General features: G+C 57.4%; 26 protein-coding genes. 11 read left to right on the top strand and 15 right to left on the bottom strand.

Annotation, left to right across the window (positions count from 1 at the left end):
* Nucleotides 1-30: 30 nt before the first annotated feature.
* The 3 genes from I7X13_RS14195 (at nucleotide 31) to I7X13_RS14185 (ending at nucleotide 2,516) form a co-directional block, all read left to right on the top strand.
* On the top strand, nucleotides 31-708 hold the full coding sequence (locus I7X13_RS14195; protein ID WP_198069148.1) for an OmpH family outer membrane protein: 678 nt from the start codon (nucleotides 31-33) through the stop codon (nucleotides 706-708).
* Nucleotides 709-749: 41 nt separating this feature from the next.
* Nucleotides 750-1,391, top strand: a complete 642-nt coding sequence (locus I7X13_RS14190; RefSeq protein ID WP_198069147.1) for an OmpH family outer membrane protein — start codon at nucleotides 750-752, stop codon at nucleotides 1,389-1,391.
* A 72-nt stretch (nucleotides 1,392-1,463) separates the two neighbouring features.
* Complete coding sequence (locus tag I7X13_RS14185; protein WP_198075999.1) at nucleotides 1,464-2,516, top strand: RluA family pseudouridine synthase; 1,053 nt, start codon at nucleotides 1,464-1,466, stop codon at nucleotides 2,514-2,516.
* 74 nt (nucleotides 2,517-2,590) lie between these two features.
* Here the strand turns inward: I7X13_RS14185 and I7X13_RS14180 are convergent, their stop codons facing one another.
* The 7 genes from I7X13_RS14180 to mazG all read right to left on the bottom strand — a co-directional run bounded on the left by I7X13_RS14180 (nucleotide 2,591) and on the right by mazG (nucleotide 10,066).
* Nucleotides 2,591-4,234 carry a tetratricopeptide repeat protein gene (locus I7X13_RS14180; protein ID WP_198069145.1) on the bottom strand — a complete coding sequence of 548 codons (1,644 nt, stop codon included), beginning with the start codon at nucleotides 4,232-4,234 and terminating at the stop codon, nucleotides 2,591-2,593.
* 54 nt (nucleotides 4,235-4,288) lie between these two features.
* Nucleotides 4,289-5,281, bottom strand: a complete 993-nt coding sequence (locus tag I7X13_RS14175; protein WP_198075998.1) for a PstS family phosphate ABC transporter substrate-binding protein — start codon at nucleotides 5,279-5,281, stop codon at nucleotides 4,289-4,291.
* A gap of 642 nt (nucleotides 5,282-5,923) precedes the next feature.
* A complete protein-coding gene (locus I7X13_RS14170; protein ID WP_211532026.1) occupies nucleotides 5,924-6,751 on the bottom strand; it encodes an energy transducer TonB in 828 nt (275 codons plus the stop codon).
* The gene (locus I7X13_RS14165) at nucleotides 6,748-7,284 is read right to left on the bottom strand and encodes an ExbD/TolR family protein (protein ID WP_198069143.1); all 537 of its coding nucleotides are present in this window, start codon (nucleotides 7,282-7,284) and stop codon (nucleotides 6,748-6,750) included. Before I7X13_RS14165 ends, I7X13_RS14170 begins: the two co-directional genes overlap by 4 nt.
* 53 nt (nucleotides 7,285-7,337) lie before the next feature.
* Complete coding sequence (locus I7X13_RS14160) at nucleotides 7,338-7,970, bottom strand: ExbD/TolR family protein (protein ID WP_198069142.1); 633 nt, start codon at nucleotides 7,968-7,970, stop codon at nucleotides 7,338-7,340.
* 89 nt (nucleotides 7,971-8,059) lie between these two features.
* Entirely contained in the window at nucleotides 8,060-8,941 is an 882-nt protein-coding gene (locus I7X13_RS14155) for a MotA/TolQ/ExbB proton channel family protein (RefSeq protein ID WP_211532025.1), read from the bottom strand.
* Between the two features lie 267 nt (nucleotides 8,942-9,208).
* The gene (mazG, locus tag I7X13_RS14150; RefSeq protein WP_198075997.1) at nucleotides 9,209-10,066 is read right to left on the bottom strand and encodes a nucleoside triphosphate pyrophosphohydrolase; all 858 of its coding nucleotides are present in this window, start codon (nucleotides 10,064-10,066) and stop codon (nucleotides 9,209-9,211) included.
* A 75-nt stretch (nucleotides 10,067-10,141) separates the two neighbouring features.
* Between mazG and glmM the strand changes: the two genes are divergently transcribed.
* The 4 genes from glmM (at nucleotide 10,142) to I7X13_RS14130 (ending at nucleotide 14,253) form a co-directional block, all read left to right on the top strand.
* The gene (glmM, locus tag I7X13_RS14145; protein WP_198075996.1) at nucleotides 10,142-11,539 is read left to right on the top strand and encodes a phosphoglucosamine mutase; all 1,398 of its coding nucleotides are present in this window, start codon (nucleotides 10,142-10,144) and stop codon (nucleotides 11,537-11,539) included.
* A gap of 141 nt (nucleotides 11,540-11,680) precedes the next feature.
* Nucleotides 11,681-12,850, top strand: a complete 1,170-nt coding sequence (locus I7X13_RS14140; protein WP_198075995.1) for a cysteine desulfurase family protein — start codon at nucleotides 11,681-11,683, stop codon at nucleotides 12,848-12,850.
* A 175-nt stretch (nucleotides 12,851-13,025) separates the two neighbouring features.
* Complete coding sequence (locus I7X13_RS14135) at nucleotides 13,026-13,709, top strand: hypothetical protein (RefSeq protein ID WP_198075994.1); 684 nt, start codon at nucleotides 13,026-13,028, stop codon at nucleotides 13,707-13,709.
* A 115-nt stretch (nucleotides 13,710-13,824) separates the two neighbouring features.
* Nucleotides 13,825-14,253 (top strand): PRC-barrel domain-containing protein, encoded by a 429-nt coding sequence (locus I7X13_RS14130; protein ID WP_213019086.1) that lies wholly within the window; start codon nucleotides 13,825-13,827, stop codon nucleotides 14,251-14,253.
* 12 nt (nucleotides 14,254-14,265) lie between these two features.
* On the opposite strand, the gene I7X13_RS14125 is transcribed toward I7X13_RS14130, so the two are convergent.
* Together I7X13_RS14125 and hemH are read right to left on the bottom strand one after the other, a co-directional pair.
* Nucleotides 14,266-15,459 carry a T9SS type A sorting domain-containing protein gene (locus I7X13_RS14125; RefSeq protein WP_198075993.1) on the bottom strand — a complete coding sequence of 398 codons (1,194 nt, stop codon included), beginning with the start codon at nucleotides 15,457-15,459 and terminating at the stop codon, nucleotides 14,266-14,268.
* 131 nt (nucleotides 15,460-15,590) lie between these two features.
* Nucleotides 15,591-16,637: a ferrochelatase gene (gene hemH / locus I7X13_RS14120; protein WP_198075992.1), complete on the bottom strand. Its 1,047-nt coding sequence runs from the start codon at nucleotides 16,635-16,637 to the stop codon at nucleotides 15,591-15,593.
* Nucleotides 16,638-16,741: 104 nt separating this feature from the next.
* Here hemH and I7X13_RS14115 point away from each other — a divergent pair, with 104 nt between their 5' ends.
* Complete coding sequence (locus I7X13_RS14115) at nucleotides 16,742-17,758, top strand: AraC family transcriptional regulator (RefSeq protein WP_198075991.1); 1,017 nt, start codon at nucleotides 16,742-16,744, stop codon at nucleotides 17,756-17,758.
* Here I7X13_RS14115 and I7X13_RS14110 read toward each other — a convergent pair.
* Nucleotides 17,715-18,401, bottom strand: coding sequence for a hypothetical protein (locus I7X13_RS14110; protein ID WP_198075990.1), 687 nt, complete (start codon nucleotides 18,399-18,401; stop codon nucleotides 17,715-17,717). The genes I7X13_RS14115 and I7X13_RS14110 overlap by 44 nt on opposite strands.
* A gap of 215 nt (nucleotides 18,402-18,616) precedes the next feature.
* On the opposite strand from I7X13_RS14110, the gene era reads away from it, so the two are divergent.
* From era to I7X13_RS14095, 3 genes are all read left to right on the top strand, one after another.
* Nucleotides 18,617-19,513 carry a GTPase Era gene (era, locus tag I7X13_RS14105; protein WP_198069132.1) on the top strand — a complete coding sequence of 299 codons (897 nt, stop codon included), beginning with the start codon at nucleotides 18,617-18,619 and terminating at the stop codon, nucleotides 19,511-19,513.
* A gap of 202 nt (nucleotides 19,514-19,715) precedes the next feature.
* Nucleotides 19,716-21,044, top strand: coding sequence for a ribosome biogenesis GTPase Der (der, locus tag I7X13_RS14100; RefSeq protein ID WP_198075989.1), 1,329 nt, complete (start codon nucleotides 19,716-19,718; stop codon nucleotides 21,042-21,044).
* Nucleotides 21,045-21,202: 158 nt separating this feature from the next.
* Nucleotides 21,203-21,475, top strand: a complete 273-nt coding sequence (locus tag I7X13_RS14095) for a hypothetical protein (protein ID WP_198075988.1) — start codon at nucleotides 21,203-21,205, stop codon at nucleotides 21,473-21,475.
* A 70-nt stretch (nucleotides 21,476-21,545) separates the two neighbouring features.
* Here I7X13_RS14095 and I7X13_RS14090 read toward each other — a convergent pair whose 3' ends face one another.
* The 5 genes from I7X13_RS14090 to I7X13_RS14070 all read right to left on the bottom strand — a co-directional run bounded on the left by I7X13_RS14090 (nucleotide 21,546) and on the right by I7X13_RS14070 (nucleotide 24,902).
* Nucleotides 21,546-22,130 (bottom strand): hypothetical protein, encoded by a 585-nt coding sequence (locus I7X13_RS14090; protein WP_198075987.1) that lies wholly within the window; start codon nucleotides 22,128-22,130, stop codon nucleotides 21,546-21,548.
* A gap of 74 nt (nucleotides 22,131-22,204) precedes the next feature.
* On the bottom strand, nucleotides 22,205-22,444 hold the full coding sequence (locus tag I7X13_RS14085) for a hypothetical protein (RefSeq protein WP_198075986.1): 240 nt from the start codon (nucleotides 22,442-22,444) through the stop codon (nucleotides 22,205-22,207).
* 59 nt (nucleotides 22,445-22,503) lie between these two features.
* Entirely contained in the window at nucleotides 22,504-23,301 is a 798-nt protein-coding gene (gene murQ, locus I7X13_RS14080) for an N-acetylmuramic acid 6-phosphate etherase (RefSeq protein WP_198076073.1), read from the bottom strand.
* Between the two features lie 73 nt (nucleotides 23,302-23,374).
* Nucleotides 23,375-23,632 carry a cytochrome b5 domain-containing protein gene (locus I7X13_RS14075; protein WP_198075985.1) on the bottom strand — a complete coding sequence of 86 codons (258 nt, stop codon included), beginning with the start codon at nucleotides 23,630-23,632 and terminating at the stop codon, nucleotides 23,375-23,377.
* Between the two features lie 112 nt (nucleotides 23,633-23,744).
* Entirely contained in the window at nucleotides 23,745-24,902 is a 1,158-nt protein-coding gene (locus tag I7X13_RS14070) for a formimidoylglutamase (RefSeq protein WP_198075984.1), read from the bottom strand.
* Between the last annotated feature and the right edge of the window lie 98 nt (nucleotides 24,903-25,000).

Here is a 25,000-nt window from a genome sequence, read left to right as displayed (position 1 = left end):
TAGCAAGCGGAGTTTCACGTTTCCTCCTGTATGAAGAATTTTGGTGGCCTGCTACTGGCCTTATTGTTGCTGATTATTGCCCCGGAAGCCCACGCTCAAAAGTTTGGCTGGGTCGATTCGGAGTTTATCATGGCCAAAATGCCGGAATACGCCAAGGCTCAACAGGAGTTGAACCTGCTGTCTGACACCTGGCAGAAGGAGATAGAAACCCTGCAAAAAGACCTCGACAAGCTCCATCGGAACTACCAGAACGAGGAAGTGGTGCTGACGGAGGCCATGAAGAAAAAGCGGCAGGATGAAATTCTGCTCAAGGAGCAGGAGTTGAAAGCTTACCGTAATAAACAGTTTGGCTACGAAGGCCAATTGTTTAAGAAGCGCCAAGAGCTGAACAAGCCGGTGCAGGACAAGGTGTTTGAGGCGGTGGAAAAGGTGGCCAAGAAGAAGTCGCTGGCCGTGGTTTTCGATAAATCCGGCGACCTAACCATGCTCTACACCAATCCGGCACACGATTACACCGAATTTGTGCTCGAAGAGTTGGGCCTCGGCGCCGAAGACCGCAACCAGCCCGGTCCCAAAGGCGCCGTTAAAACAGTAGCCCCACCCAAAACACCGGTAGACCCTAACTTTGAATCGGACTCGGGTACGCCCGACGCTGCGCCTGGTACCAAGCCGGTAACCAAGCCAGCGCGTCCGACTAATAAGAAGTAATTACCTTTGCCCCAATATTTTTCTGACCCTTTTTCCTTTTGATGAATCTCGTGAAAATCTTTCGTCTGACGCTCGCCGCCGCTCTGCTGACCGCCGGAACCCTGGCTGCCACTTCCGCGCAGGCCCAGGCCCCCCTGAAAATTGGTTACACCGATGTTCAGTACGTGTTATCCCAGATGACCGAAAGCAAGCAGATTGAGTCGGAACTCAAAACCTACAACGACCAGCTTGCCGCTCAGCTGAAAAGCAAAAGCTCCGAGTTTGAAACCAAAGTGAAGGACTACCAGCAGAAATCCGGCACCATGACGGAGGTAGTGAAGGCCGACACCGAAAAGGAACTGCAGCGCTTGCAGCAATCCATTCAAGAGTTCCAGCGCACGGCCGAGCAGTCGTTGCAGCAGAAGCAGCAGACGCTGCTGAAGCCCGCTCTAGACAAACTGCAAAAGAACATCGACCTCGTGGCTGACGAGAACGGTTTCACCTACGTTTTCAACTCCGATGGTGGTGGCAGCCCGCTGCTGTTGCACGCGCCTAAGGACGGCGACATTTCGGACCTCGTGCTGAAGAAAATGGGCATTACACCCGGTGCTCAGGCTCCCATCAAATCGGGCCCGGCCTCGCCAGCTACCACCGCTCCGGTGGCGCCTGGTGTGAACAAGACCAAGACCAAGACCAAGAAGTAAGCGGCAACCGCCGCCTGCCAAAAAAGCCGGAGCACTCGCTCCGGCTTTTTTCATATACCACTGCTTTGGGAAATGATAGACGACGAATTTGATGCGGATGAGCTGCTCGACAGTGAAGCTGACGAAGAAGGCGGTGATGAGCTTTATGAACATCACCGCATTGTAGTAGACCGCGGCCAGGAAATGCTGCGGATTGATAAATTCCTGCACAACCGGCTGCGCAACACTTCGCGCAATAAGGTGCAGGAAGCCATCCGGGCGCAGGCCGTGGAGGTGAATGGGGTACCGGTGAAGCCCAATTACCGGGTGAAGCCACAAGATGTTATCACTGTCACGTTGCCCGAGCCGCCCCGGGAGGGGAAGGTATTACCTGAAGAAATGCCCCTCGATATTCGCTATGAAGATGCAGAACTGCTCATTGTAAATAAGCCAGCTGGCTTGGTAGTGCACCCGGCTTATGGACATTGGCAGGGCACGCTGGTGAATGGACTGGCACATCACCTTGCTAACCTGCCCACGGGCCGCAACGGAGAAATCCGCCCCGGACTGGTGCACCGCATCGACAAGGATACTTCAGGCTTGCTGGTGATTGGCAAAACTGAGTTTGCCATGACGCATCTGTCATTGCAGTTTTTCCATCATACTATTCAGCGCAGCTACCTGGCCTTGGTGTGGGGAAATCCACCCGGCCCTACAGGCACCATTACCGGCCATATCGGCCGCAGCGTACGCGACCGCAAGGTGCAGGCCGTCTATCCCGGCGGCGAGCAAGGCAAGCCCGCCGTAACGCATTATGAGGTGCTGGAAAGCTTCGGCCCGGTGACACTGGTGCGCTGCGTGTTGGAAACTGGCCGCACCCACCAGATTCGCGTTCACATGCAGTACCTCGGCCACCCTTTATTCTCGGACGCAACCTATGGCGGCGACCGCATCCGTGTGGGCCAAAACAATGGCGCTTATCGAGCATTTGTAGAAAATGCTTTCCAGTTGATGCCGCGCCAGGCATTGCACGCCCGCTCCCTGGGCTTTGTGCATCCTACTTCCGGTGAGCAACTCCTGTTTGAAGCCGAGTTACCAGAGGATTTTGCTGCCGTACTGGAAAAATGGCGGGCCTGGGCCAGCTAAACACCATCCTTGGCTATAAAAAAAGGCCCCTCCGCAGCTGCGAAGGGGCCTTTTTACAATCACTACCGAAGCAATTACTTCTTCTTAACCGTAGTTTTTGTTGCGGTTTTCGTGGTAGTAGTCTTGGTGGCCTTGGTCGGAGCACTGAGAATCTTGATGTTGTTCTTAGCACCTGCGTTCTCCGGGTCCATAGCCAATACTTGCTCGAAGTAGCCTTTGGCAGCAGCTTTGTCGCCCTTTTGGAAGCTATACACGCCCAAGTAGCCATTGGCTTCTACTACGCCCTCTTTGAACTTGGAAGGGTCAGCACCTTCAGCCTTCGAAAGCTCAATGTATTTCTCATAGTACGGCTTGGCCAAGCCTTGTTTGGCTTCGGGGTCGAGGTACGAGTTCACCTTGGCGCGGGCCAGGTAGCCAGGGCCATACGTAGGCTTCGCCGTCAGGATGATGTTGTAAACGCTGTCGGCACGGGTGTACTGCTTGTCGCCAGTGAGGGCGGTAGCCAGGCGGAACTGGTCGGTCAGGTCGCCTTTGCAATTGGTCAGCTTGTAGCTGTAAACGCGGGCAGCACCTTTGTAGTCCTTCTGGTTGGCATAGATAGCAGCCAAGTCATTCTGGAAGTCACAAGCCTTGCTTGGGTCTTTCTTAATGATTTCGCTGATGCCGGCAATGGCTTCGGTACCCTTGCCGGTTTTGCTCATGATTTTATACTTGTAAGCCAAGTCCTCCGAAATTATTTTGTCGGCAGGAGCGACTTTCATGTATGTGTCCATGGCCGCGCTGGCACCCGCGAAGTCACCGGTTTCATACAACAGGTACGGCTTCAGACGGTTCATGGTCAGGTTGTTCGGGTCGCTCTGCAACACCTTGTTTACCTCCGTAAGCGCTTCTGGGTATTTCTTGGTCAGGTACAGGAACGAGGCATACTGCGCGTCAGTGGTTGACGAACGTTCTGCCAAATCCTGATACTTTTTAAAGCTGCTCAGAGCCAGGTCATATTGGCCGGCGTAGTAGTACATATCAGCCAGTTCCCGGTAAGCCGGAGCGTAGCTGGGGTCAAGCTCTACGGCCTTGTTCAGGCTCTCTCGAGCCGCGTTGAAGTTGCGCGAACGCACGCTCAAAGCGCCTTTTTTGTAGTAAGCCTGCGCGTAGCTGGGGTTGGCTGCAATGGCTCGGTCAAAGCTGGTCATGGCTTCGCCACCGCCCTGGTCAGAGTGCAGAAACACGTCGCCACGAGCTACCATCAGCGCCGGGTCATCTTTTTTGAAAGCGGCCTGAGCAGCATCCAGGTATGTTTGAGCTTTGCCAGTGTTTTTACCGTCAGACTCACCATACGCTTGTGCTATCATGGTGAGCACCTTGGTGTCTTTGTTCTTCGTGGCCTTGGCAGCAGCATCAAACTGCGCTTCAGCCGGAGCAACTTGGCCTTTGGCCAGCAAAGCACGGCCAGCAGCTACCTGACCAAAAGGGGTGGAGCCAGCAGCTTTATTAAAGAAGAACGCAGCCGAATCCGGCATGTCACGCATCTGGTACAGGCGGCCCAGCTCGAAAGCAGTTTCGGGCGTAGAGCCGGGGCGCAAAATGGCGCGGGCTTCGTTATACCGGCCCAGTTCAATATCGCGTTGGGCGGTTTGCACGTTTTGGGCGGTGGCCGCCGTAGTACCTGCTACCATCGCAACGGCAGCGAGCAGCGGCTGTTTCCAGGGCTTGAAACTCATAGGAGAAGAAAAAGGATGAAAAAGCAATGAGAAATTGGTACGCGAAAAGCGTGTTTACAGTTTAGGCGTGGTAATAATTCGGGCCTGCATCTGAGCCGGTAATAACCCCGACTTCTGAAAAATCAGTTGTCCGTTTTTGCCTGCCACGAAAGATGCAAACCCTGTGCCTAATCCTGCCCGCGCTTCTCGGCTGATGACGTAAAGGTTGCGCCGGAGCGGGTAATTCTGCAAGTCCGGGTCCTGAGCCAGTTGCTCAGGCGTCTTTTCCGCCAGATACACCTGGTAAGGCTGAATGTAGTCGTTCGGTTTGGGATTGGGACGGGACGTGATGCTGGCCACCCGCACCTTGTTAGCAAACTTCATAGCGGTGGGGTCGTCCCGGTCCGAAATCCAGTTCACGCCCACCACCCCAATCGCGCTGGGGTGGGTTGCAACATAATCGAGCAAGGCTGGGTTCGATGAGGCCGCAAAAGCCCGATTGGTAAGCGCGGCTCCATGCGTCACCGAGTCGCGTACGAAACGGGTCGTGCTGCTCCGGTTCGCATCGAATACTACGTTAATGGCTGCCAGCCCCTTTTTGCCGCTCACCTGGCTCCAGTTGCTGGTTTTGCCCGTAAAAATATCCGCTAGCTGCGCCACTGTCAGCAACGAATCCGGATTGCTGCGATTAAGGATAATGGCCAGGCCATCGATGCCAATGCGCGTGGTGCGTGGCACAATGGTTTGCTTGGCAAAGTCGGCCTGCTCTTCTGCATTCAACTCCCGCGATACCACGGCGAGCTTCACCTTGTCGTTGATAAGGTCCAGCAACACCTTCTCTTCCGGCTGAAAGCTCATCTTAACATGAGCATTCGGGTAGAGCTTGGCAAACGTATCTATCTGAGCTTGCAGAATAGGCGCAAACGTTTCATCGACACTCACCGCAACGTTACCGCTGGTAGGGGTATCCTGGGCTCCCGGCGAGCCTGGACCGTTGCAAGAAGCAATGGCAATAGCTCCGGCCAGCACCGTAACGCCAGCAGTCAAAAAGTGAGCGCGCTTAATCATTATCGTCAGAGTCAGAAGTTGGTTGTTTGCGAAAATGTGCTTGGTAGCCCCGGCTAAAGCGAAGCAGTCCATAAAGGATAAAAACGGAGCCCAGAACCCGTCGGGCAACAGGGCCTAGTTGAATTATACCCCCAGCAGAAGGGCTATTGGCCGACCACCAGAGCCACACCCCGAGCCCCATGTAAACCAAGGCCATCAGGAGCACAAAGTAACGCACCAGCCGCTGGGGCGACTTCCCGAGCCGCTCCTCGGTAGTAGGTAGGTTGAGCATAAACAGGAAAATTCAGGAATGAATATATAATAAACCCGGAAAAGGTGGGTAAAGGTTCAGCTATTTAGAATGACGCATTTGAACCGGTTTGCAAAAAAGCTGAAAAATAGCTGCTTTTCATAGAGGCCTGTGCTTTTATGTCTTTAACGAATTCGGGCTACTATTCGCTTTGGTTTCATGAGTGAATCTATCAAACCCAGATGCCTATGCTTTTATTAGAAGCCATATAACGGCTTATGCAATTTACCAGTATCTGGAAAAGAGTATTTCCTCCAAGCGCCATTAAGCCTATGTGCAATAAAAAACCCTGAATCGAGCCATAAAGCTCAATCCAGGGTTTTTATTAATTCAGATTAGCTCCGAATAAAAGCCTATTGAATTTTGAAGGTAATCGGAACGGTAAACGAAACGCTTACTGCCCGACCGTTCTGCTTGCCAGGGATAAACTTGGGCAGGGTTTTCACCGCCCGAATCGTTTCCTCGTCAAGGCCCGAACCCAGGCCTTTTACCACTTTCACATCCGAAACGTCGCCCTGCGGGTTCACCGTAAAGCTAACGAAGATGCGACCTTCAACCTGGTTGCGAAGCGCCAGCGGGGGGTATTTCACCGCTTTCTGGATGGCATTCACGATAGCAGCGTTGCCACCACCACCGGGCAGCTGAGGCATCTGTTCTACATAGGTGTAGACTTTGTTCTCAACTACTTCTTCAACCACTTTGTCGCCGGTACCGGAGAGTTCGGAAAGGTCGGGAGCATCCGTGTTACCTTTTACGGTTACGGTAGCCACCGTCTTATCCTTCAGCTCTTCCTGGTCCGGTACTTCTTCCTTCTTCACTTCCTCATCCTTTTTCACCACCGGAGGGGTGAATTTGATGGTAGTAAGCTTGGGTGGAGGGGGCGGCGGAGCCTCGGGGGGAGGAGGGGGGGGCGGGGGCTTCGTCTCATCAAGAGGCGGAGCGTCCATCAGTACGTTCTCCTTGAGGTTCTTCGGCGCTTCCTTCGGCATCTTGTCTTTCAGATACTGAGCTATAAGCGGGAAAAACACGAGGAGCGCGAATACCGACGTAGCGATAATCAGTGCCCGGGTAACGTGCCGCTGATACAAGCGACGCAGTACATAAGCACCGTATGCCTTATTACGGCCTTCAAAAACGATGTCGTTTAAGCTGGCCTTGGCAATTTGCGCATTGTCCATCATAGGGCGGAATCTTTAATAAGGTCCAGGTCGTCTTTGGGTACCTTCACCAGCGCGTATTTCTTCTGGTTCGTGATGTTCATCTCGTCCAGAATGTCCACCATGTTTTTATACTTGGCGTCTTCGGTCGCTTTGATGAGGATGATGGGCTCCGGCTTCTGGCGCTGGCGGTCCAGCAGGACCTGCCGAATGCCATTGGCAGCAAAGTTCGTCACCTTCAACTCAGGCTTGGCTACGGTTTTGTCGTTAGGCGTATTCAGGCCGAAGTAGTAATACGCCTTGTTGTCTTTGCCGAGGATGATGGTCATGGCCTGCGAAGCCTTGATTTTCGTGTCCTCCACATCGTCAGTTTTCTTCACCGGCATCGTGAGCTGCATCACGTTGGGCTTGGCGAAGGTGGTGGTCAGCATGAAGAAGGTGAGCAGGAGGAAGGCCAAGTCCACCATTGGGGTCATGTCGATTTTGGTCGACATTTTCTTGGCCCGCTTCTTCCCACCTTTTCCACCGGAGTCGGCTTTGCCTTGAATTTCTGCCATGGGATTTAGTTAAGTGAGGAGAGTAGAAAATGAAGCAGTAAGAGCAACCAATATTACTTGGCAGCAGCTACGGGCTTGTTTTCCATGTCCGTAATGAGGTTGAAGCGGTTGATATCCTTCTCCTGCAACACCTTTATAACCTGCTGCACCGTGGGTACATCAGCGTTACCGTCGCCTTTGATGGCGATGTAGGTAGGCTTGTGGAAGATGGCCTGGTTGGCCGTGCGAGCCGCCAGCACCCAGTCAATAAGCTGGTTGTTGAGCGAGTCGAGCGGAACACCGGGTTGCTGGGCATTTACCTGCTTGCGGTCTTCCTTGGCCATGTTCAGGTAAGAGCCCAGCTGGCTGATTGGCAGGCCAAAGTTGGGCAGGTTGCTGAATTCTTTGGCCTGGGCTGCGGTGAAGTTTACGCCATACTTAGCGCCTACTTTCTGCAATGCCTGAATCTTGGTTTGCGGAGCGTCAACACCAAAGAAGACCCGCTTCTTAGCGTCGACGGTCAGCGTAATAACGTTGTTCTCGGGCAATTTAAGCTCCGAAGTCGATGACGGCGTGTCCACCACCACAGTCTCTTCGGGGGCAAACTTGGTGGTGAGCATGAAGAATGTCACCAGCAAGAAAGCCAGGTCCACCATCGGCGTCATATCAAGCGACGGCGAGGTACGGTGCGGTTTTACTTTGGGCATTGCGAGGTGGGGTTAAAAGGGGGCGATTCATTCCGAAGAACGAATCGCCCCGCGTTTTAGTGCATCAGCCGGTAGCTGCGCCAGCGGAATTAAACCGTCTGGGTGGCCGTGGTCTGGCCGTGCTGGCCAGCGAAGGTTTGGATGATGCTGAAGCCAGCCTCGTCGATGCTGTAGGTCAGCTCGTCAATTTTGCTGGTGAAGTAGTTGTAGGCAATGATGGCCAGAGCCGAGGTACCGATACCAAGAGCCGTGTTAATCAGTGCTTCCGAGATACCGTTGGCGAGAGCTACGGCGTCGGGAGTGCCGGCCTGCGCCAGAGCGGCGAAGGCGCGAATCATGCCGAATACCGTGCCGAGCAGACCGGTCAGGGTGGCAATCGAAGCAATGGTCGAAATGATAACCAAGTTTTTCTCCAACATCGGCAGCTCCAGAGCAGTGCTTTCTTCGATTTCTTTCTGGATGGCCAATACTTTCTGGTCGGTGGTCATGCCGCGCTCGCGGGCCATCTCGTTGTATTTCATCAGGCCGGCTTTCACCACGTTGGCTACCGAGCCTTTCTGCTGGTCGCAAGCAGCCAGTGCGCCGTTGATGTCGTTGGCGTTCAGCTTCTGACGCACGGTGCGTACGAAGCTTTCGATACCTTTCGAGCCCTTAGCTTTGGCGATGGTGAGCATGCGCTCAATCGAGAAAGTGATAACGCACAAGAACATGGTCATCAGGAAGGGTACGATGAAGCCACCTTTGAATACCACGCCCAGGTAGTCGCCGGGGTTGGGGTTGTTTTCGTTGTTGCCGCCTTGGAAGTGGCTGGCATCGCCGAAAACGAATTTGTAAACGCAATAGCTGATGACGAAGGCCAGGATGATAACCAGGACGGAGAACAGCGAGGCACCACCGCTGCTTTTGGCTTCGGCTTTAGCGGCCGTAGCGGCGGGCCGGGGGCTCGTATTCATGGCATTTTTCTGTTCCATTGTTCCGGAATGTTAGGGGTTATTGAGTGAAGTAGTTGAATTGAGTGGGTAAAGAAAATGCAAAAAGTTGGTTGGGGGCGCAGGCAACGGCAAAAAGACAATCGATAATCCCGTAATGAGGAGATTAAAATAGCACTTACCGAAGTCTAAACTACCCGACGAGCCGTCTTAGCTGGGCAAACCTAACCAAAAAGTGCGGCCTGACCAAAGAAAACTTCCCTCTACCCGCCAGAATTGCAATGAAAGTTTGATGAAGTCTTCCCAACGCTAAACCGTGCCTTTGGGTTGAGTTGAGCGGCGTTTGGCTTCTTCCCAGTACACATCCATTTGGGCCAGGGAAAGGTCAGCAAGGCGCTCGTTATTGGCTGCAGCGGCGGTTTCCAAGTACTGAAAGCGGCTGATAAACTTACGGTTGGTGCGCTCCAGCGCTTCTTCGGGATTAATGCCGGCAAAGCGGGCAAAATTGACCAGTGAAAAGAGCAAGTCTCCGAATTCATCGGCGGCTTTATCGGCGTCCATCCGGTCGGGATTGCCGTGGTGGTACTCGGCCCCAAACTCATTTAATTCTTCCTGCACTTTGGCCCATACCTGTTCGGGCTGTTCCCAGTCGAAGCCCGCGCCCCGGGCTTTTTCCTGAATTCGCATGGCCTTCACCAGGGCCGGCAGCGAGGTGGGCACGCCACCGAGTACCCCATTGGTATTGCCTTTTTCCTTGAGCTTGAGCTGCTCCCAGTTGCGTTTTACTGCTTCTTCATCGTCGGCCTGCACATCGCCGTAAATGTGCGGGTGGCGGTAAATTAATTTTTCGCACTGGGCATTAAGCACGTCGGCAATATCAAAGGCGCCTTTTTCGGCGGCGATACGGGCGTAGAAAACCAAGTGGAGCATGACGTCGCCGAGTTCCTTTTTCAGGTCGGGCAGGTCGTCGCGCAAAATGGCGTCGCTGATTTCGTAGGTTTCCTCAATGGTGAGGTGCCGCAGGGTTTGCAGCGTCTGTTTTTTATCCCAGGGACATTCGGTGCGGAGGCGGTCGAGCACGTCGAGCAGGCGGCCGAAGGCTTCGAGTTGGGCCGGGCGGCGCGTGCTGGCTAAGAGGGAACTAGTGGGGGGCGTTAGGTTTTCCATTATTCCAAAGATAAAACTCTGTGCCGCCAACCGGTTGCTAATGCCTAATTTTGACCTTTCAAATTACCTACCTCTGTGACTCTAATAAAATCTATTTCCGGCATCCGGGGCACTATTGGCGGGCCGGTGGGCCAGGGCCTCACGCCGCTCGACGTGGTGAAGTACGCCGCAGCTTATGGCACCTGGGTTAAAACCCAAAGCACCGACAGCAAGCTCATTGTCATTGGCCGCGATGCCCGCATTTCGGGCGATATGGTGAGCCGATTGGTGGCCGCCACACTGCAGGGCCTTGGCCTTGATGTGTGCGACCTTGGCCTGAGCACCACGCCCACCGTGGAAATGGCGGTGCCCGCCAAGAAAGCGGCCGGTGGCATCATTCTTACTGCCTCGCACAACCCCAAGCAATGGAACGCGCTGAAACTGCTGAACGCAACCGGCGAATTCATTTCGGAAGCCGATGGGCAGCAGGTGCTGGCTTCGGCCGAGAGCGAGGACTTCGATTTTGCGCCCGTGACCAAGCTGGGCCAGTACACTACGGACAATAATTTCCTGAAGAAGCACATCAAGGCCATTCTGGCGCTGCCGCTGGTGGATGTGGCGGCTATTAAGGCCCGTAATTTCCGGGTGGCGGTGGATGCCGTGAACTCCTCGGGCGGCTTCGCCGTGCCGATGCTGCTGGAAGCGCTGGGTGTGACCACCGTGGAGAAGCTGCACTGCGAACCCACCGGCGACTTTGCCCACAACCCTGAGCCGCTGCCCGAGCACCTGCGCGACATTGCCAAGGTGCTGGAGAAAGGTGGCTTTGACCTCGGCATCGTGGTGGACCCCGACGTGGACCGCTTGGCGCTGGTGAGTGAAAACGGCGAGATGTTCGGCGAAGAATACACGCTGGTGGCCGTGGCCGACTACGTGCTGCGCAGCCTGGGCGGCGGCAACACCGTGAGCAACCTGAGCAGCACCCGCGCCCTGCGCGACGTGACCGAGAAAGCCGGCGGCAGCTACTCGGCCGCCGCCGTGGGCGAGGTGAACGTGGTGACGAAGATGAAGGAAACCAGCGCCGTTATTGGCGGCGAGGGCAACGGGGGCATCATTTACCCGGAGCTGCACTATGGCCGTGATGCCTTGGTGGGCATTGCCTTGTTCCTGACGCACCTGGCCAAAACCGGCCTCACGGTGAGCCGCCTACGCAACTCGTACCCGAGCTACTTCATCTCGAAAAACAAGATTGAGCTGACGGCCGACATCAATACCGACGACGTGCTGGCTAAGATGGAAAAGCGCTACGCCAAGCAGCCGGTGAATACGATTGATGGCGTGAAGATTGAGTTCGACAAGGAGTGGGTACACCTGCGCAAGTCCAACACCGAGCCCATCATTCGCATCTATGCCGAGTCGGATTCGAACTCCACGGCCGATTATCTGGCCCAGAAAATCATTGGCGACATCAAGGAGATTATCGCTGCAAAGAGTTAATTAGTCGGTGTTCTGCACAATTGGAGCTGCTACTGTGGGCTGGTTTCAGTTGAAAAGCCGAAATTTGTATTCGCGCATAGCTTAACAGAAGCCGGGTGCACCCACGCCCGGCTTCTGGCTTTTTCTGCTGAAATCACATCTATGACCACAAACTCCTCCACCGCCCCCGCCTACGTCTACTTCGACAACGCCGCTACCACGCCCCTCGACCCCGAAGTGCTGGAAGCCATGCTGCCGTTTCTGCAGAACCACTACGGCAACCCCAGCAGCCTGCACGGGCCGGGCCGGCAGGTGCGCGCGGCCATTGAGAATGCCCGCAAGACGGTGGCCCACTTACTCAATGCCGCACCGGCCGAAATCATCTTCACCAGCGGTGGGACCGAGGCCGACAACTACGCCGCTTTCGGTAGTGTGCGGACTCTGGGGCTGAAGCACGCCATCACTTCGCCGCTGGAGCACCATGCTGTGCTGCACCCGCTGCAGGCGCTGGCCAAAAGCGGCGAGATTGAGCTGCACTACGTGAAGCACGACGCGCAAGGCGCGCTGGATTTGGGCCACTTGGAAGAGCTGCTGGCTACGCAGTCGCGCACCTTCGTGAGCCTGATGCACGCCAACAACGAAATCGGCAACCTGAACGACATTGCCGCTATCGGCGATATCTGCGCTCGGTACGATGCTGTCTTCCACACCGATACGGTGCAGACGATGGGCCACTACCGGCACGACGTGCAGCAGCTGAAAAATCACTTTCTGGTGGGCTCGGCCCACAAATTTCACGGGCCAAAGGGCGTGGGATTCATCTACACCCGCAGTGGCCTGCAGGTGAGCCCGCTCATCCATGGCGGCTCGCAGGAGCGCAACGTGCGCTCGGGCACCGAGAACGTGTACGGCATTGTGGGCCTGGCCAAGGCGCTGGAAATCGCGGTACGCGACCTGGCCGCTCACCACGCGCATGTGCAGGCATTGAAGACCCGCTTCATTGAAAAGCTGCGCGCCGAGGTGGAGGACGTGCAGTTCAATGGCCTGTCGGAATATGCCGATAAGAGCCTCTACACGGTGCTGAGCGTGAGCCTGCCGCCGTCAGCCATCAGCGAGATGCTGCTTTTCAACCTCGATATCAGCAAGGTGGCGGCCTCGGGTGGCTCGGCCTGTACGAGTGGGGCGCAAGCCGGCTCGCACGTGCTAGAGGCGCTGGGCTGCGACCCTGACCGCGCCACCGTGCGCTTCTCGATGAGCAAAATGAACACCGAAGCCGAAGTGGACTACGCCGTAGCGGTGCTGGCCAAGCTGTACCGGCCGGTGGCGGTGTAAGTGACTTGGTTCGCTTGAATGAACGGTAAAGTCCGGCTGCATTTCAGATGTGGCCGGACTTTTTTGTGCCTTTGGCGCAGAATGAAGCAGATGCTTGGGCAAACACTGCTGTCTTGTTCAGAGATGACTACTTTTCGAATCCTTCCGTAAGAATACGCCGACAACTCATTGCTGCATGGCTGACATTAACATTCAACGCAAAAAATCTTCGCCCAGCCCGTGGCTGCTGGTGCTGCTGGCGGCCGTTGTGGTGGCCGTGGCCGCTTATTTCTTTCTGCGCCCCGACCCGGCCGATGAGCCCGCGCCGCCCGTTGTGACCCCGGAGGCAGCGGCACCCGCTACTGCGCCGGACACATTGGCTGCCGCCGCTGCTGTAGACCAGGCCACGCGCCGGGCGGCCATTGACAGTATTCCGCAGGGGGATACCTCGCAGGATGCAGGCGGTTCCGAAACGGCTTCCGCGCTGGCCACGCAAGCGGCCTCCGACCCGGCGGCCCCCGGCTACGCCCTGAACGGCCTGCAAAAGCTCACCGGCGTGCTGGTGTCCCTCACCGACCGCGACGACCTGCGCGACCCCACTACCACCGAGCAACGCGACAACCTGACCAGTGCCACCGCCCGCCTTGGGGAGCCTAATACCAGTCTGCGCCCCGGCTTCGTGGCGGCGGCAGGGCTCATCCGGGCCATGCAGCAAAAGGCTTACCCGGACCTGGAAACCCAAGCCAACGCTTTGGTAAGCCTTGCCGGCCAGCTCTCTGGCCGCAGCACCACGGCGGTCGAGCAGCACCAGAACCAGCAGTTTCTAACCCAGGCCGCCGCCGCTGTGCGCATCCTCAGCGAGCCGAAACAGCTAAATTAGAAACGCGTGCCAGGCATTCGCCGTCTGGCTTTGCCTGGTGCCTTGCGGTCAGCCAACGAATGAATGCTCACTGCCAAATACAAAGTGTTTTATGGAAACGCCCGTCCTTCGCCGCTTGCGCGACCTTACCGATTTTGAAGTAGCCGACGACAACCCTGACGTGCGCGGCTGGACCGTGCGCGGCTCCGACGGACAAGCTTTGGGCACCGTGTATGAGCTGATTGTGGAGCCTGAGGCCATGAAAGTGCGCTACCTGGATGTGGAGCTGGACGCCAGCTTCCATATCAATGAGCATGAAAACCACATTCTGCTGCCCATTGGGGCCGCTTCGCTGGATGAGGACGGGGATAATGTTTTTGTGCCCGCGCTCAATGCCGAGACCGTGCTAAGCTACCCGCCCTACGTCGAAATTCAGATTACCCGCGAGTATGAAGAAGCCATGCTGCGGGCCTTGGGCAAGGAGGCTGCCCCGGCCAATCCGCGCTTCTACGAGCAGGATTCGTTCGACGCCGACAGCTTTTACAGCCGCCGCCGGGCTTCTTAAACCGGCCGGATATTATTGCCGCGCAATGCGGCGCGTGAGTACCTGCCCATTGGGCAGGCGCAGGCTGAGCACGTAGAGGCCCGGAGCCAGCCCTGCCGTTTGCACCCGCAAGGCGCCAACGCCGGCTGCCGTACTGCTTATGGCAAATTCCTGCCCCACGGCATTGTGGCAGCGAATTTCGGTCGGCAGCACATTGCCGCTGATGAAGAAGGCATCGGTGCTGGGGTTGGGATAAATGCTGAAATCGGCCTCGGTGGCGCCGCGGGTGGCGGTAGTGGTGCGGTTGGGCGTGGCCAGCCAGATGGTGGCATTGAGCAGAATGCGGGCATGGTCGCCGTTGGCCTCGGCGGCCCAGCCGTCGTATAGGTTATTGCCGGGCGCGCCCGAGCCATCGTCGGGCGGCGACGAGTCGCCGAGGGCCACCACACGGCCTCGGCCGTAGCGAGCCCGCGCCACAATGGCCCCGGTGGTGCCGGTAGTGGCCGCGCCGGGCCGGAACAAAACCCCGCGCACGCTGGCATTGGCAGTGGGGGAGAGGGTAAGGCTGGCACCGTTGTGGTATTCCATCGCCACCGGGTTGCCGGCCGGGCCGTGCAGGAGTGAGTCAGTGGGAGCGGTGGCCGCGCCTACGCCGGTGGTGAACACAAGGTTGTTCAGGTCGAAGGTGATGCCAAAAGGGTTGGCGGGGCTGGCCGAGGCCATCAGGTCGTTCCAGATGGCGGGCGAGTCCCAACCGTCGCCGTTGCGGTCCGAAATGGTGTGGTCCGAAATCATGAACAAGCCGCCACCGTTTCGCACATAGTTCAGAATAGCCGTTTTCTCGGCCGCGGTGTAGCGCGTGTTGGGCTCGTCCACAATGTAGGCCGCGTAGTTGCGCAGGTCCTGGGCATTGGTCGCGTCGTTGTAGGTAATGCGGCCGCTGCTGGGCAGGGTTTCCACCTGATAGCCGCGCTTCACCAGCGCAATACCCCAGGAAGAAAGTGCGCCGGTCCAGTACGTTTCCGGCGTGCTGGCCGTCACGGTGCTTTGCGCGGGCGTGGGCAGGCGCTGGGGGCTGCCCGAAACATCAGAATCAATCACCCAATCGGCGTTGCCGGCAGTTTGGGCTTTGGTGGCATCAAATAGGATTTTGACAGCTTGTTGAGCCCGGGCCTGAGCACCGGGCAATAGGCCAAAAGCAAGTGCTAAAGTGTAACGGAGGCGCATCTAGGTGGGAATTTTTTGAGAACGAAACCTTAAAGTTACAGAAACTCCTGCTAATGAAAATATAAAAATAAGAAAGGGCGCTGCCGAGCTATACTCAACAGCGCCCTCTTGGGTATTCGATTATTAGCGCGCTAATTCTGCCGAATCATGTCGGCCACGGCATCCACCCAGTACGGCTCGGAGTTCAGCGATGGCACCAGCTGCCAATGCTTTCCGCCGGCCTGTTCAAACATCTCCTTAAATTCCTCGCCCACCTCAATGGTCGTTTCCAAGCAGTCGGCCACGAAAGCGGGGGAAAAGGCCAGCACATTGTGGATGCCTTTGGCGGGCATTTCTTTCAGCACCTCGTCGGTGTAAGGCTGGAGCCAGGGGTCGCGCAGGCGGCTTTGCAGGCGGCTCTGGAAGGTGACGGTGTATTGGTCATCGCGCAGGCCCAGCTCTTTGGCCAGCAGGCGCGAAGTGGCAAAGCACTGTGCCCGGTAGCAATAGCGGTTGTTCTTATTGTAGCTGGCGCAGCAGGTGCCCAGCTTGCAATAGCCCTTGAAGCTGCCCTTGAGCACGTGCCGCTCCGGGATGCCGTGGTAGCTGAACACGATGTGGTCGTAGGCGTGCTTGGCCATTTCGGCCTTACCCCGCGCCCCAAAGCTGCTGATAAAGCCCGGGTCGTCGGCAAAGGTGCTGATGAAGCTGATGCTGGGCACTATCCACCAGTCTTTCACAATGTCCATCACCTTTTCCTGCACCGAGCCGGTGCTGGCCGCCGCGTACTGCGGAAACAGCGGCAGCACGATGATGCGGTCCACGGCCGCGTCGCGCAGCTCCTCCAGCGCCTTCTCAATGCTGGGCTTCTGGTAGCGCATCCCGAAGGCCACCACGTACTCCTTGCCCAGCACTTCTTTCAGCTTGGCCTGCAAATCGAGTCCGTGGTAGAGCAGGGGCGAGCCCCGCTCGGCATCCCAGAGCTGCTGGTATATTTTGGCCGATTTGGGCGCCCGCAGTGGCACGATGATGCCCTGAAACAGCGGGTAGCGAATGGCGGCGGCCATGTCAATCACGCGGCCGTCGGTGAGAAATTCGTTGAGGTAGCGGCGCACGTCGGGTGTGCTGGGCGAGTCGGGCGTGCCGAGGTTGACGAGGAGCACGCCGATGCGGCGGCCGGAAGTAGCAGGAGCATTCATTGGGGCAAAGTTCGGGAGCAGCAAGCGTATTGCGGACGAAACAGCCAGTTGCGGGCTTGGTTCGGCCCTGCGGCCGTAATTGCACCCAAATTCATCTGCTATCGATGCCGCCCGATACCCTCGCCGTCTCGTCGCTCAATATGCTGCTATGGGTGGCCGGCCAGCACGGTGCCGACGTGCCGGCACTCAGCCAAGCCATTGGTTTCGAACCTGCTACGACTACCGGCCCCGACGCCCGTGTGCCAATAGCCACCATTCAGCGCCTGTGGCCGCTGGTGATGGATGCTACGCGCGACCAGTATTTCGACTTGCACCTCGGCGGCTATATTAATTTCGCCACGGCTGGCACGCTGGCCTACGTGCTGATGCACGCGCCCACCGTGGGGGCGGCCATCGCGCAGTTGTGCCGCTACCAGGACGTGGCCTGCCAGGGCGTGCGCACTTTCCAGACGCCCGCCCCTGAGTGGCCCGGCGGCATCTGGCTGACGCTGGAGCTGACCAGTCCCGCCATCGTGCACCCGCAGTACGTGCTGAACTCGGAGCTGTCCGTCTACCTGGCGGCTTTTGCTACGCTCACCGGCCAGCCCGTAGCCCCGCAGGCCGTGCGCTTGGCCTACCCGCGCCCGGCCGATACGCGGGAACACGAGGCAGCTTTTGGTACTGCCAATCTGGAATTCGACACGCTTCTGACGCAAGTAGCCTTCGATGCGGCCGCGCTGGCGCTACCCGTCCTACACGCCAACCCGGCGCTGTTTCCGCTTTTCGAACAACACGCGGCGGCCCTGCTGGCCCAGCTACCCACGCACCAGCCGCCCACCCTCACCGAGCGGGTACGGGGCGAAATTGTGCGGCAGCTTAAAGGAGAATTGCCGACCCTGACCACCGTGGCCGCCCAGCTCTGTCTGGGTGTGCGTACCCTGCAGCTCAAGCTCAAGGAAGCTGGCTACACCTACCAGCAGCTACTCGATAATGTCCGCAGCGACCTCGCCCAGCGTCACCTGCGCGAGCCGCACCTAAGCATCACCGACGTGGCCTTCCTGCTCGGCTACTCCGAGCCGAGCGTGTTTGTGCGCTCCTTTAAGAAATGGACGGGGCAGACGCCGGGCGCGTTTCGCCGGTAAATTCTCGGTTGCGGTCAACCCAGTACGCCAGCGCCACCGTCAGCCACAACAGCTGCCCGCCCCAGCCGATGAACGCAACCGAAGCAGGCGGTGGGCTAAAGAGGCTGGACAAGTGCACCAGCACCAGAAAGGCAACCAGCCCCAGCAGACCGTAGCGGCCCACGCCATTGCGCGGGCTGGTTCGCCGCGCATACAGCCACAGTCCCAACCCCAACAGCGCAAATTCCATCACTTGTGTGATTGCAAAGTGGTTCCACAGCCCAAATCCCAGCAGCGGCGAATCCCCCGGATACAGCGGCAAATCGGGCTGATGCACCATCAAATCGAGCAACCAGTGGCTGGGCACCAGCAGGCCCACCAGCAGCGCCCCCTGGGCATTGCGCCGCACCAGCCAGTAAACCAGGCCTAGCAGCAGGCCCGCTACCAATTCTCCCAGCAGGCTGTGGGTGAAGGGATAATGCACAAAATCGAAGGCGTTGGTAGCCGTGGCGTGCGGCACGATGCTCATGCGCTCCACCCCGAACAGGAGCAGGGTGGGCCATACCAAATCGGCCAGCTGCGCGGCCAGAAATAAGGTGCCCAGCGACACGCGGGGCTGTTGCGTCTTGGTGCCGAAAGCGACGCCGAAATGGCCGAGAAACATATGGTTGCGGGTTAGGTGACAGATGCGTTGGAGAACCTGACAAAGGTCCGGCCCCATCCAAAGGCTCTTGCTGACGATTTCCGCAAATCGAATTGACCAAAAGCGAAATTCTGCGCCGCTGAAACGCCCTTCGCGGCTGGGTACTTCGGCATCATCCTAGCATTTCCGGCCCGCAAGCCGTACCTTTGCGGCCCTGATTATCAAACCCATCCATCGTGAACCCCGAAACTAAACCCCACCGCGCCGGCTTCGTGAGCATCATTGGCAAGCCCAACGTGGGCAAGTCCACGCTGATGAATGCGCTGGTGGGCGAGCGGCTCAGCATCGTCACGAGCAAGGCCCAGACCACGCGCCACCGCATCCTGGGCATCCTCAACGGCGATGATTTCCAGCTGATTTATTCCGATACCCCCGGCATCATCCAGCCCAAATATGAGCTGCACAACGCCATGATGTCGTTCGTGTACTCATCGCTCGAAGACGCCGACGTGGTGCTCTTCGTAACGGACATCTACGAGAAGCATGACGAGGAACCCGTAGTGGAGCGCCTGCGCAAGATGGTGGACACCCCCATCATTTTGCTCGTTAACAAAATCGACCAAGCCAACCAGGAAGAGGTGGAAGCCAAGCTGGCCTACTGGAAAGAGCAGCTCCCCAACGCCGCCGAAGTTCTGCCCATTTCCGCCCTCAACCACTTCGGTACCGACGGCGTGCTGCAGCTGGTGCTGGAGCGCCTGCCCCTCCACCCGCCATATTACCCGAAGGACGAATTAACCGATAAGCCCGAGCGTTTTTTTGCCGCCGAAATGGTGCGCGAAAAAATATTCAAGCTTTATAAGAAGGAGATTCCATACAGCTGCGAAGTTGTGATTGAGGAGTTTAAGGAAGAGGACGCCATCATTCGCATTCGCGGCATCATCTACGTCGAGCGCAGCTCACAAAAGGGCATCGTCATCGGCCAGGGCGGCGAGGCACTGAAGAAAGTAGGCACCTGGGCGCGTGAGGAAATGGAGAAGTTTTTCCTGAAAAAGGTGTTTCTGGAACTGCACGTAAAAGTGAACGAGAATTGGCGTACCGATGCAAAAGCGCTGAGTCGGTTCGGCTATCAATAAATACTCCGCCTGTCATCCTGAGCGCAGCGAAGGACCTTATCACGCCTGAACTGCTTGCGGTAAAAGCAAAACGGCGCTGGCGTGATAAGGTCCTTCGCTGCGCTCAGGATGACAGACAAAACACGTATTCCGACCATCTATAACTAATATACCCCGGGCACTGCCGAATCTAGGTCGGGTCGGCGGCTGGGGCCAACACCACATGTCTAAGCAAAACACGGTCGCCATCGTTGGGCGGCCCAACGTGGGCAAATCCACGCTTTTCAACCGCCTCGTGGGTCAGCGCAAGGCCATCATGGACAACGAGAGCGGCGTAACCCGCGACCGCCACTACGGCTACGGCGACTGGATTGGCAAGAACTTCACCGTGATTGACACGGGCGGTTACGTGCACAATTCGGAAGATATTTTTGAGGGCGAAATCAACAAGCAGGTAAAGCTGGCCATTGAAGAGGCCGACGTGGTGCTGTTCATGGTGGATGCTGATGCCGGTGTGCATAGCCTCGATGAGGAGTTTGCGCACGTGCTGCGCCGCTACATCGGCAAAAAGCCCATCTACCTGGTGGCTAACAAGGCCGACACCAACCTCCGCGCCAACGGCGTGGGCGAATTCTATTCGCTGGGCCTCGGCGATGGCGAAATTTACGCCATCAGCAGCGCCAACGGCCACGGCACCGGCGAATTGCTGGATGCCGTGGTAGCCAACTTCGACGACCCCGGCATTGAGGAGCCGGAATCGGAAATCCCGCGTATTGCCGTGGTGGGCCGCCCCAACGTGGGCAAATCCAGCCTCGTGAACCTGCTGCTGGGCGAAGACCGCAGCATTGTGACGGATATTGCTGGCACCACCCGCGACTCCATCTCGGCGCGCTACAATGCCTTCGGCAAGGAGTTTATCCTAGTGGATACGGCCGGCCTGCGCCGCAAAGCCAAGGTGAGCGAGGACGTGGAATTCTACGCCAACATGCGCAGCCTGCGCGCCCTGGAGGAGTGCGACGTGTGTATTGTGATGCTGGACGCCAGCCGCGGCATCGAGGCGCAGGATGTGAACATCATCACCCTGGCCGATAAGAACCGCAAAGGCATTGTGATTCTGGTGAATAAGTGGGATTTGGTGGCTGATAAGGACACCAACACGGCCAAGGAATTTGAGGCCAAAATCCTGGAAAAGATTGCGCCCATCTCCTATATCCCCATCATCTTTATCTCGGTGCTGAACAAGCAGCGCGTGCACAAGGCCATCGAAACGGCCATTGAAGTGTACCACAACAAGCGCCGCAAGATTCCGACTTCGCAGCTCAACGATGTGATGCTGAAGGAGATTGAGAAATACGGCCCGCCCGCGCTCAAGGGCAAGATGATTCGCATCAAGTACGTGACGCAGCTGCCTACGCACAACCCCGTGTTTGCCTTCTTCGCCAACCTGCCGCAGTACGTGCAAACCAACTACACGCGCTACCTCGAAAACCGGATGCGCGAGCATTTCGACTTTACGGGCGTGCCCATCGGTATCCTGTTCCGCAAGAAATAAGCGGGACTACGCCGGGCTCACACATTCTTCACAAATTTTTTTCAGGCGGCGGGTTACCTTCTCCAAACCAGAGTATAAAGCCCCGAATTTGAAGTTAAGCTTCGGCTCAACCTTCGGAAGTTGCTTGAAAATCAACCACATTTAAAACAAACCCCAAGATGAAAAAAGTATTGTTCCTCGCCCTGGCCCTCGGTTCGTTCACCTTCACTTCGTGCGACAGCAAGAAAGAAGATGCTCAGGAGCAAGTTGGCGAAAACGTGAAAGAAGCTGGCGAAGCCAAAGCTGATGCCATGGAAGACAAGGCTGACGCCGTACGTGACTCGGCTGATGCCAAAGGCGAAGCCATCCAGGACAACGCTGACAAAATGGACGCTAACGCTCCTGCTGCCGGCACCACCACGACCACCACGACCGAAGAAGTTAAGAAGTAATTCTTGCCTCCTGGTTAATAAAAAAGCCTCTCCAGCAACGGAGAGGCTTTTTTGTGTTTAGGCTGTAGCGCTACAGTTCAGTCTCGGGCATGCCTAGGCGACGGTTCAGGAGGTTATCGACCACTTCGAAGAGGCGGCGCGGCTCGTAGGTACGCCAGGATAGGTCGTCGAGCTGCCCGCCGAAGTTGATGTAGTTGTCGACGTTGTATTGCTTCATTTCGCGCAGCACATGTTCCTGGAAGTTGATGCCCGCAATCCAGCCGTCTTCCACGTCCTCGTACCATTCTTCGTAATAGTCGTCGTCGGAGCCGTGGAAGTTGAATACGTTTTCGCCGATGAGGATAAACTTGCGAATGCCCTCATGCGTCAGAATATCGATGATATTCCGCTTGAGCTCCATGATGTCGTTTTCGATGGCATCGTTCCACTCGCCGATGAATTCGAGCACAGCGGTACCATCCTCATAATCGGCAAACAGGATTTTGAAGAACAGTGTATCCGACCCCAGGCTGTCCCACTGCGGGTGGATGTAGTAGCCGTAGATGGTATTGGTGAAAGTTTCGAGGCTATTTTCCGCTTCGAAGAGAGGGGAGCGAGGGTCTTCGGAGGCCGAGTATTGCTCAATCCAGTTGTAGTGCGGCTCGATGGTGTGCATGGGTTGGCAGGGCAGGGGCAGCCATTACCGGAACAGCTGCCGTTTTAGCGCAAAAGGTGTTCCCTGCTAACTTATTATTCCACGTTGCGGTTCGTTAAAAGGCTGGTCAAAACGGTTGCCCAAAACATTAGGCCCGGAAAAGCAAGCACTGCCGCCAGGATGCCCAGCAGGGCTCGGCGCTGTTTGAAAGCCCAAAATGCTGTCAGTACCAGTGCTATACTGTTGGCCGCGAAAACGATATTGTAAATTTTGTCAACCCAGGGTTTGTCCAGCGTTTCGGGCAGCGGCTGATACAGGCACAGCAGAAGCAGCATCTGGAGCAAGCCGAGTAGCCCAATGCTGATTCTAAGCCTGGCCATGTACGGTACGCATACTATGCGCGAGCATTCAGCGCCGCGCGCACGCTGCCGTGCTGCTTGAGCAACTCGGCCGCCTCGGCTTGTTCAATGCCGAGCTCGTCCATCAGCATGCGTTCGCCCCGGTCTACCAGCTTTATGTTGGACAGCTTCATGTCGACCATCTTGTTGCCACGCACGTAGCCCAGGCGGATGAAAGTGGCTGTGGTGAGCATGTTGAGCGTCATTTTCTGGGCCGAGCCGGCTTTCAGCCGCGTGCTGCCCGTAATAAATTCCGGCCCCGTCACCACTTCTACCGGAAACTCAGCTGCTGCCGCCACTGCCGAACCTGCATTGCACACCACGCAGCCGGTGGCCAGGCCGGCCGCCCGCGCCCGCTGCAGCCCACCAATGACGTAGGGCGTGCGGCCCGAAGCGGCGATGCCCACGAGCACGTCTTTGGCAGTGACGTTGTGTACCTGCAAGTCTTTCCAGGCTTGCTCGGCATCGTCCTCCGCGCCTTCTACGGCCACTCGGATGGCCCCATCACCGCCCGCCATGATGCCTACCACCATTTCGGCCGGCACGCCAAACGTGGGTGGGCACTCCGAGGCATCGACCACGCCCAGCCGCCCGCTGGTGCCCGCCCCGATGTAGAACAGCCGCCCGCCATCGCGCAGCCGGGCCACCGTAGCTTCTACCAGCCGCTCAATCTGCGGCAAGGCCTTGGCCACGGTATCGGGCACGGTGTGGTCGAGGCGGTTCATGCCGGCCAGCAGTTCGGTGGTCGACAGCGTTTCGAGGTGGTTGAATTCGGAGGGCGCTTCGGTGGTCATCATAGTGTAGAACATGCTTTAGCTTGTTCAGAAAAAAGGGAAAGTTCAAGCGACGAACAAGCTAAAGCATGTTCTATAGAAGTTGCCCCACAACGGCGAAATTATCGAATACGTTGGCGGTGTGCGGGGCGTCTTTGTCCAGTTCGGCGGTGAGGTCCTGGCCGGCCCAGTGCTCGTAGTGGTTGCCGCGCCGCCAGAGGCGCGAGCGGCTTACGTCGTAAATCTGGCCTTGGTACGCCACCCAGATTTCGTCGCGGTCCTGGCCATTGCGCAGAGCGAGTTGGTTTTTGGTGTAGGTGGGAATTACAGTTTGGTTTTCTGGAACGGTCATGCTGAGCGCAGTCGAAGCATCTCTACCGCTTCGTTGGTTCAAAATTGATTACTTGTGCGGTAGAGATGCTTCGACTAGGCTCAGCATGACCGTTCTTTTTGTGACGTTTCAACTAGCTTAACAGCGCCTGAAGCCGAATCCAGCGCTGCGGCAGGTCGCCCTGCGAGGCGTTCAGGTAATCCTCGTAGGTGCAGGGGACCACGCGCTTGGTGGCGTTGTCGCCGAGGCGCTCCACTTCCATCCACCACTTTTCGGCGCGGCGCGATTTGTAGAACACCAGCTTGTCGGGGTTGCCGGGCAGCACCACGGTGTAGGTGAGGAAGCGGAAGGTACCGAAGCCGGTTTCGGGTTTGCGGTGGTAGAATCCTTCCACGAAATACCAGAGCATGGTGGCGATGGTGGCGGCAGCCAGCCCGTTCGGGTCCACGTCGGCGCGGTAGCCGTAGAGGCCGAACGAGCTGAGCTGTTCATTATGACCCGCATACCAGCAGAGCTGCGTCGCTTCCTCATTGCCCAGGCCAAAGGGATTGGCCGGGTAGTAGCCCGGCGAGTCCTGCCAGCGAATGGCGGCAATGTCTACGCTCATGAAATCGGCCTGGCGCACCAGTGGCTCGGCCAGGCGGCGGTCGGCGCGCACCTCGCCCACGCTCATGGTGTCGAAGTGCAGCTTTTCGAGGGCCACCATCACCTCGGGCGGGGTGAGGTATTGCTGGTGGCCGAGGTGGGCCAAGCTGAACACGATGTTGGGCTCGTGCACCAGCAGGCGGCGCAGATGGCTTTCTTCGGGCGGGGTGCCGGGGCCGGGCTCGGCCATGTCGGGCCGCGAGTCCACTACCGTCACGTTGATGGTGCGGTCCTGCGCTTCGTAGGCCAGAAACTGGCCGTAGTCCAAATCGTGGCTGCCGCCGAGCAGAATAGGCACTGTGTTTTCCTCCAGCAGCGCCCCGATGATTTCGCGCAGGCGCTGGTAAGTATCCTCCAGCGTAAGGCCGGGGCGCAAGTTGCCGAGGTCGACGAGGCGCAGCATGCCCGAGCCTTTTTGCAGCTGGTAGAAGCGCTGGCGCACTTCGTTGGGGCCGTGGCGGCGGGCATTGGGTGGGCCGGCCGCGCTGCCGCGCCACTCATCCAGCCCGATGAGGGCCAGGTCGGCGGTGCGCCAGTCGGGGAAGGTTTCGGTGAAGCGGGTGGCGTAGGCAGCCAGCGTGGTAGGCGCGGGCGAGGCCTCGGTCAGCGTTTCCGGCAGCGGGTCAAAAAACAGGGCCAGATTCATTGGGAGCGGGAATGCTAGAGCCCAAAATTACGCCGAAAAAAGCCGGGTTTTGGGGCTTTTTGAGCGTTTTCGCGGCCAATTTGGTTTTTAGCCGTAAT

Origin of the sequence: Hymenobacter negativus (genome assembly GCF_016056375.1) — a bacterium.
Lineage (GTDB): Bacteria > Bacteroidota > Bacteroidia > Cytophagales > Hymenobacteraceae > Hymenobacter > Hymenobacter negativus_A.
Note: the sequence above shows the minus strand (reverse complement) of the source record. Positions and strands in the feature narration are given on the sequence as shown.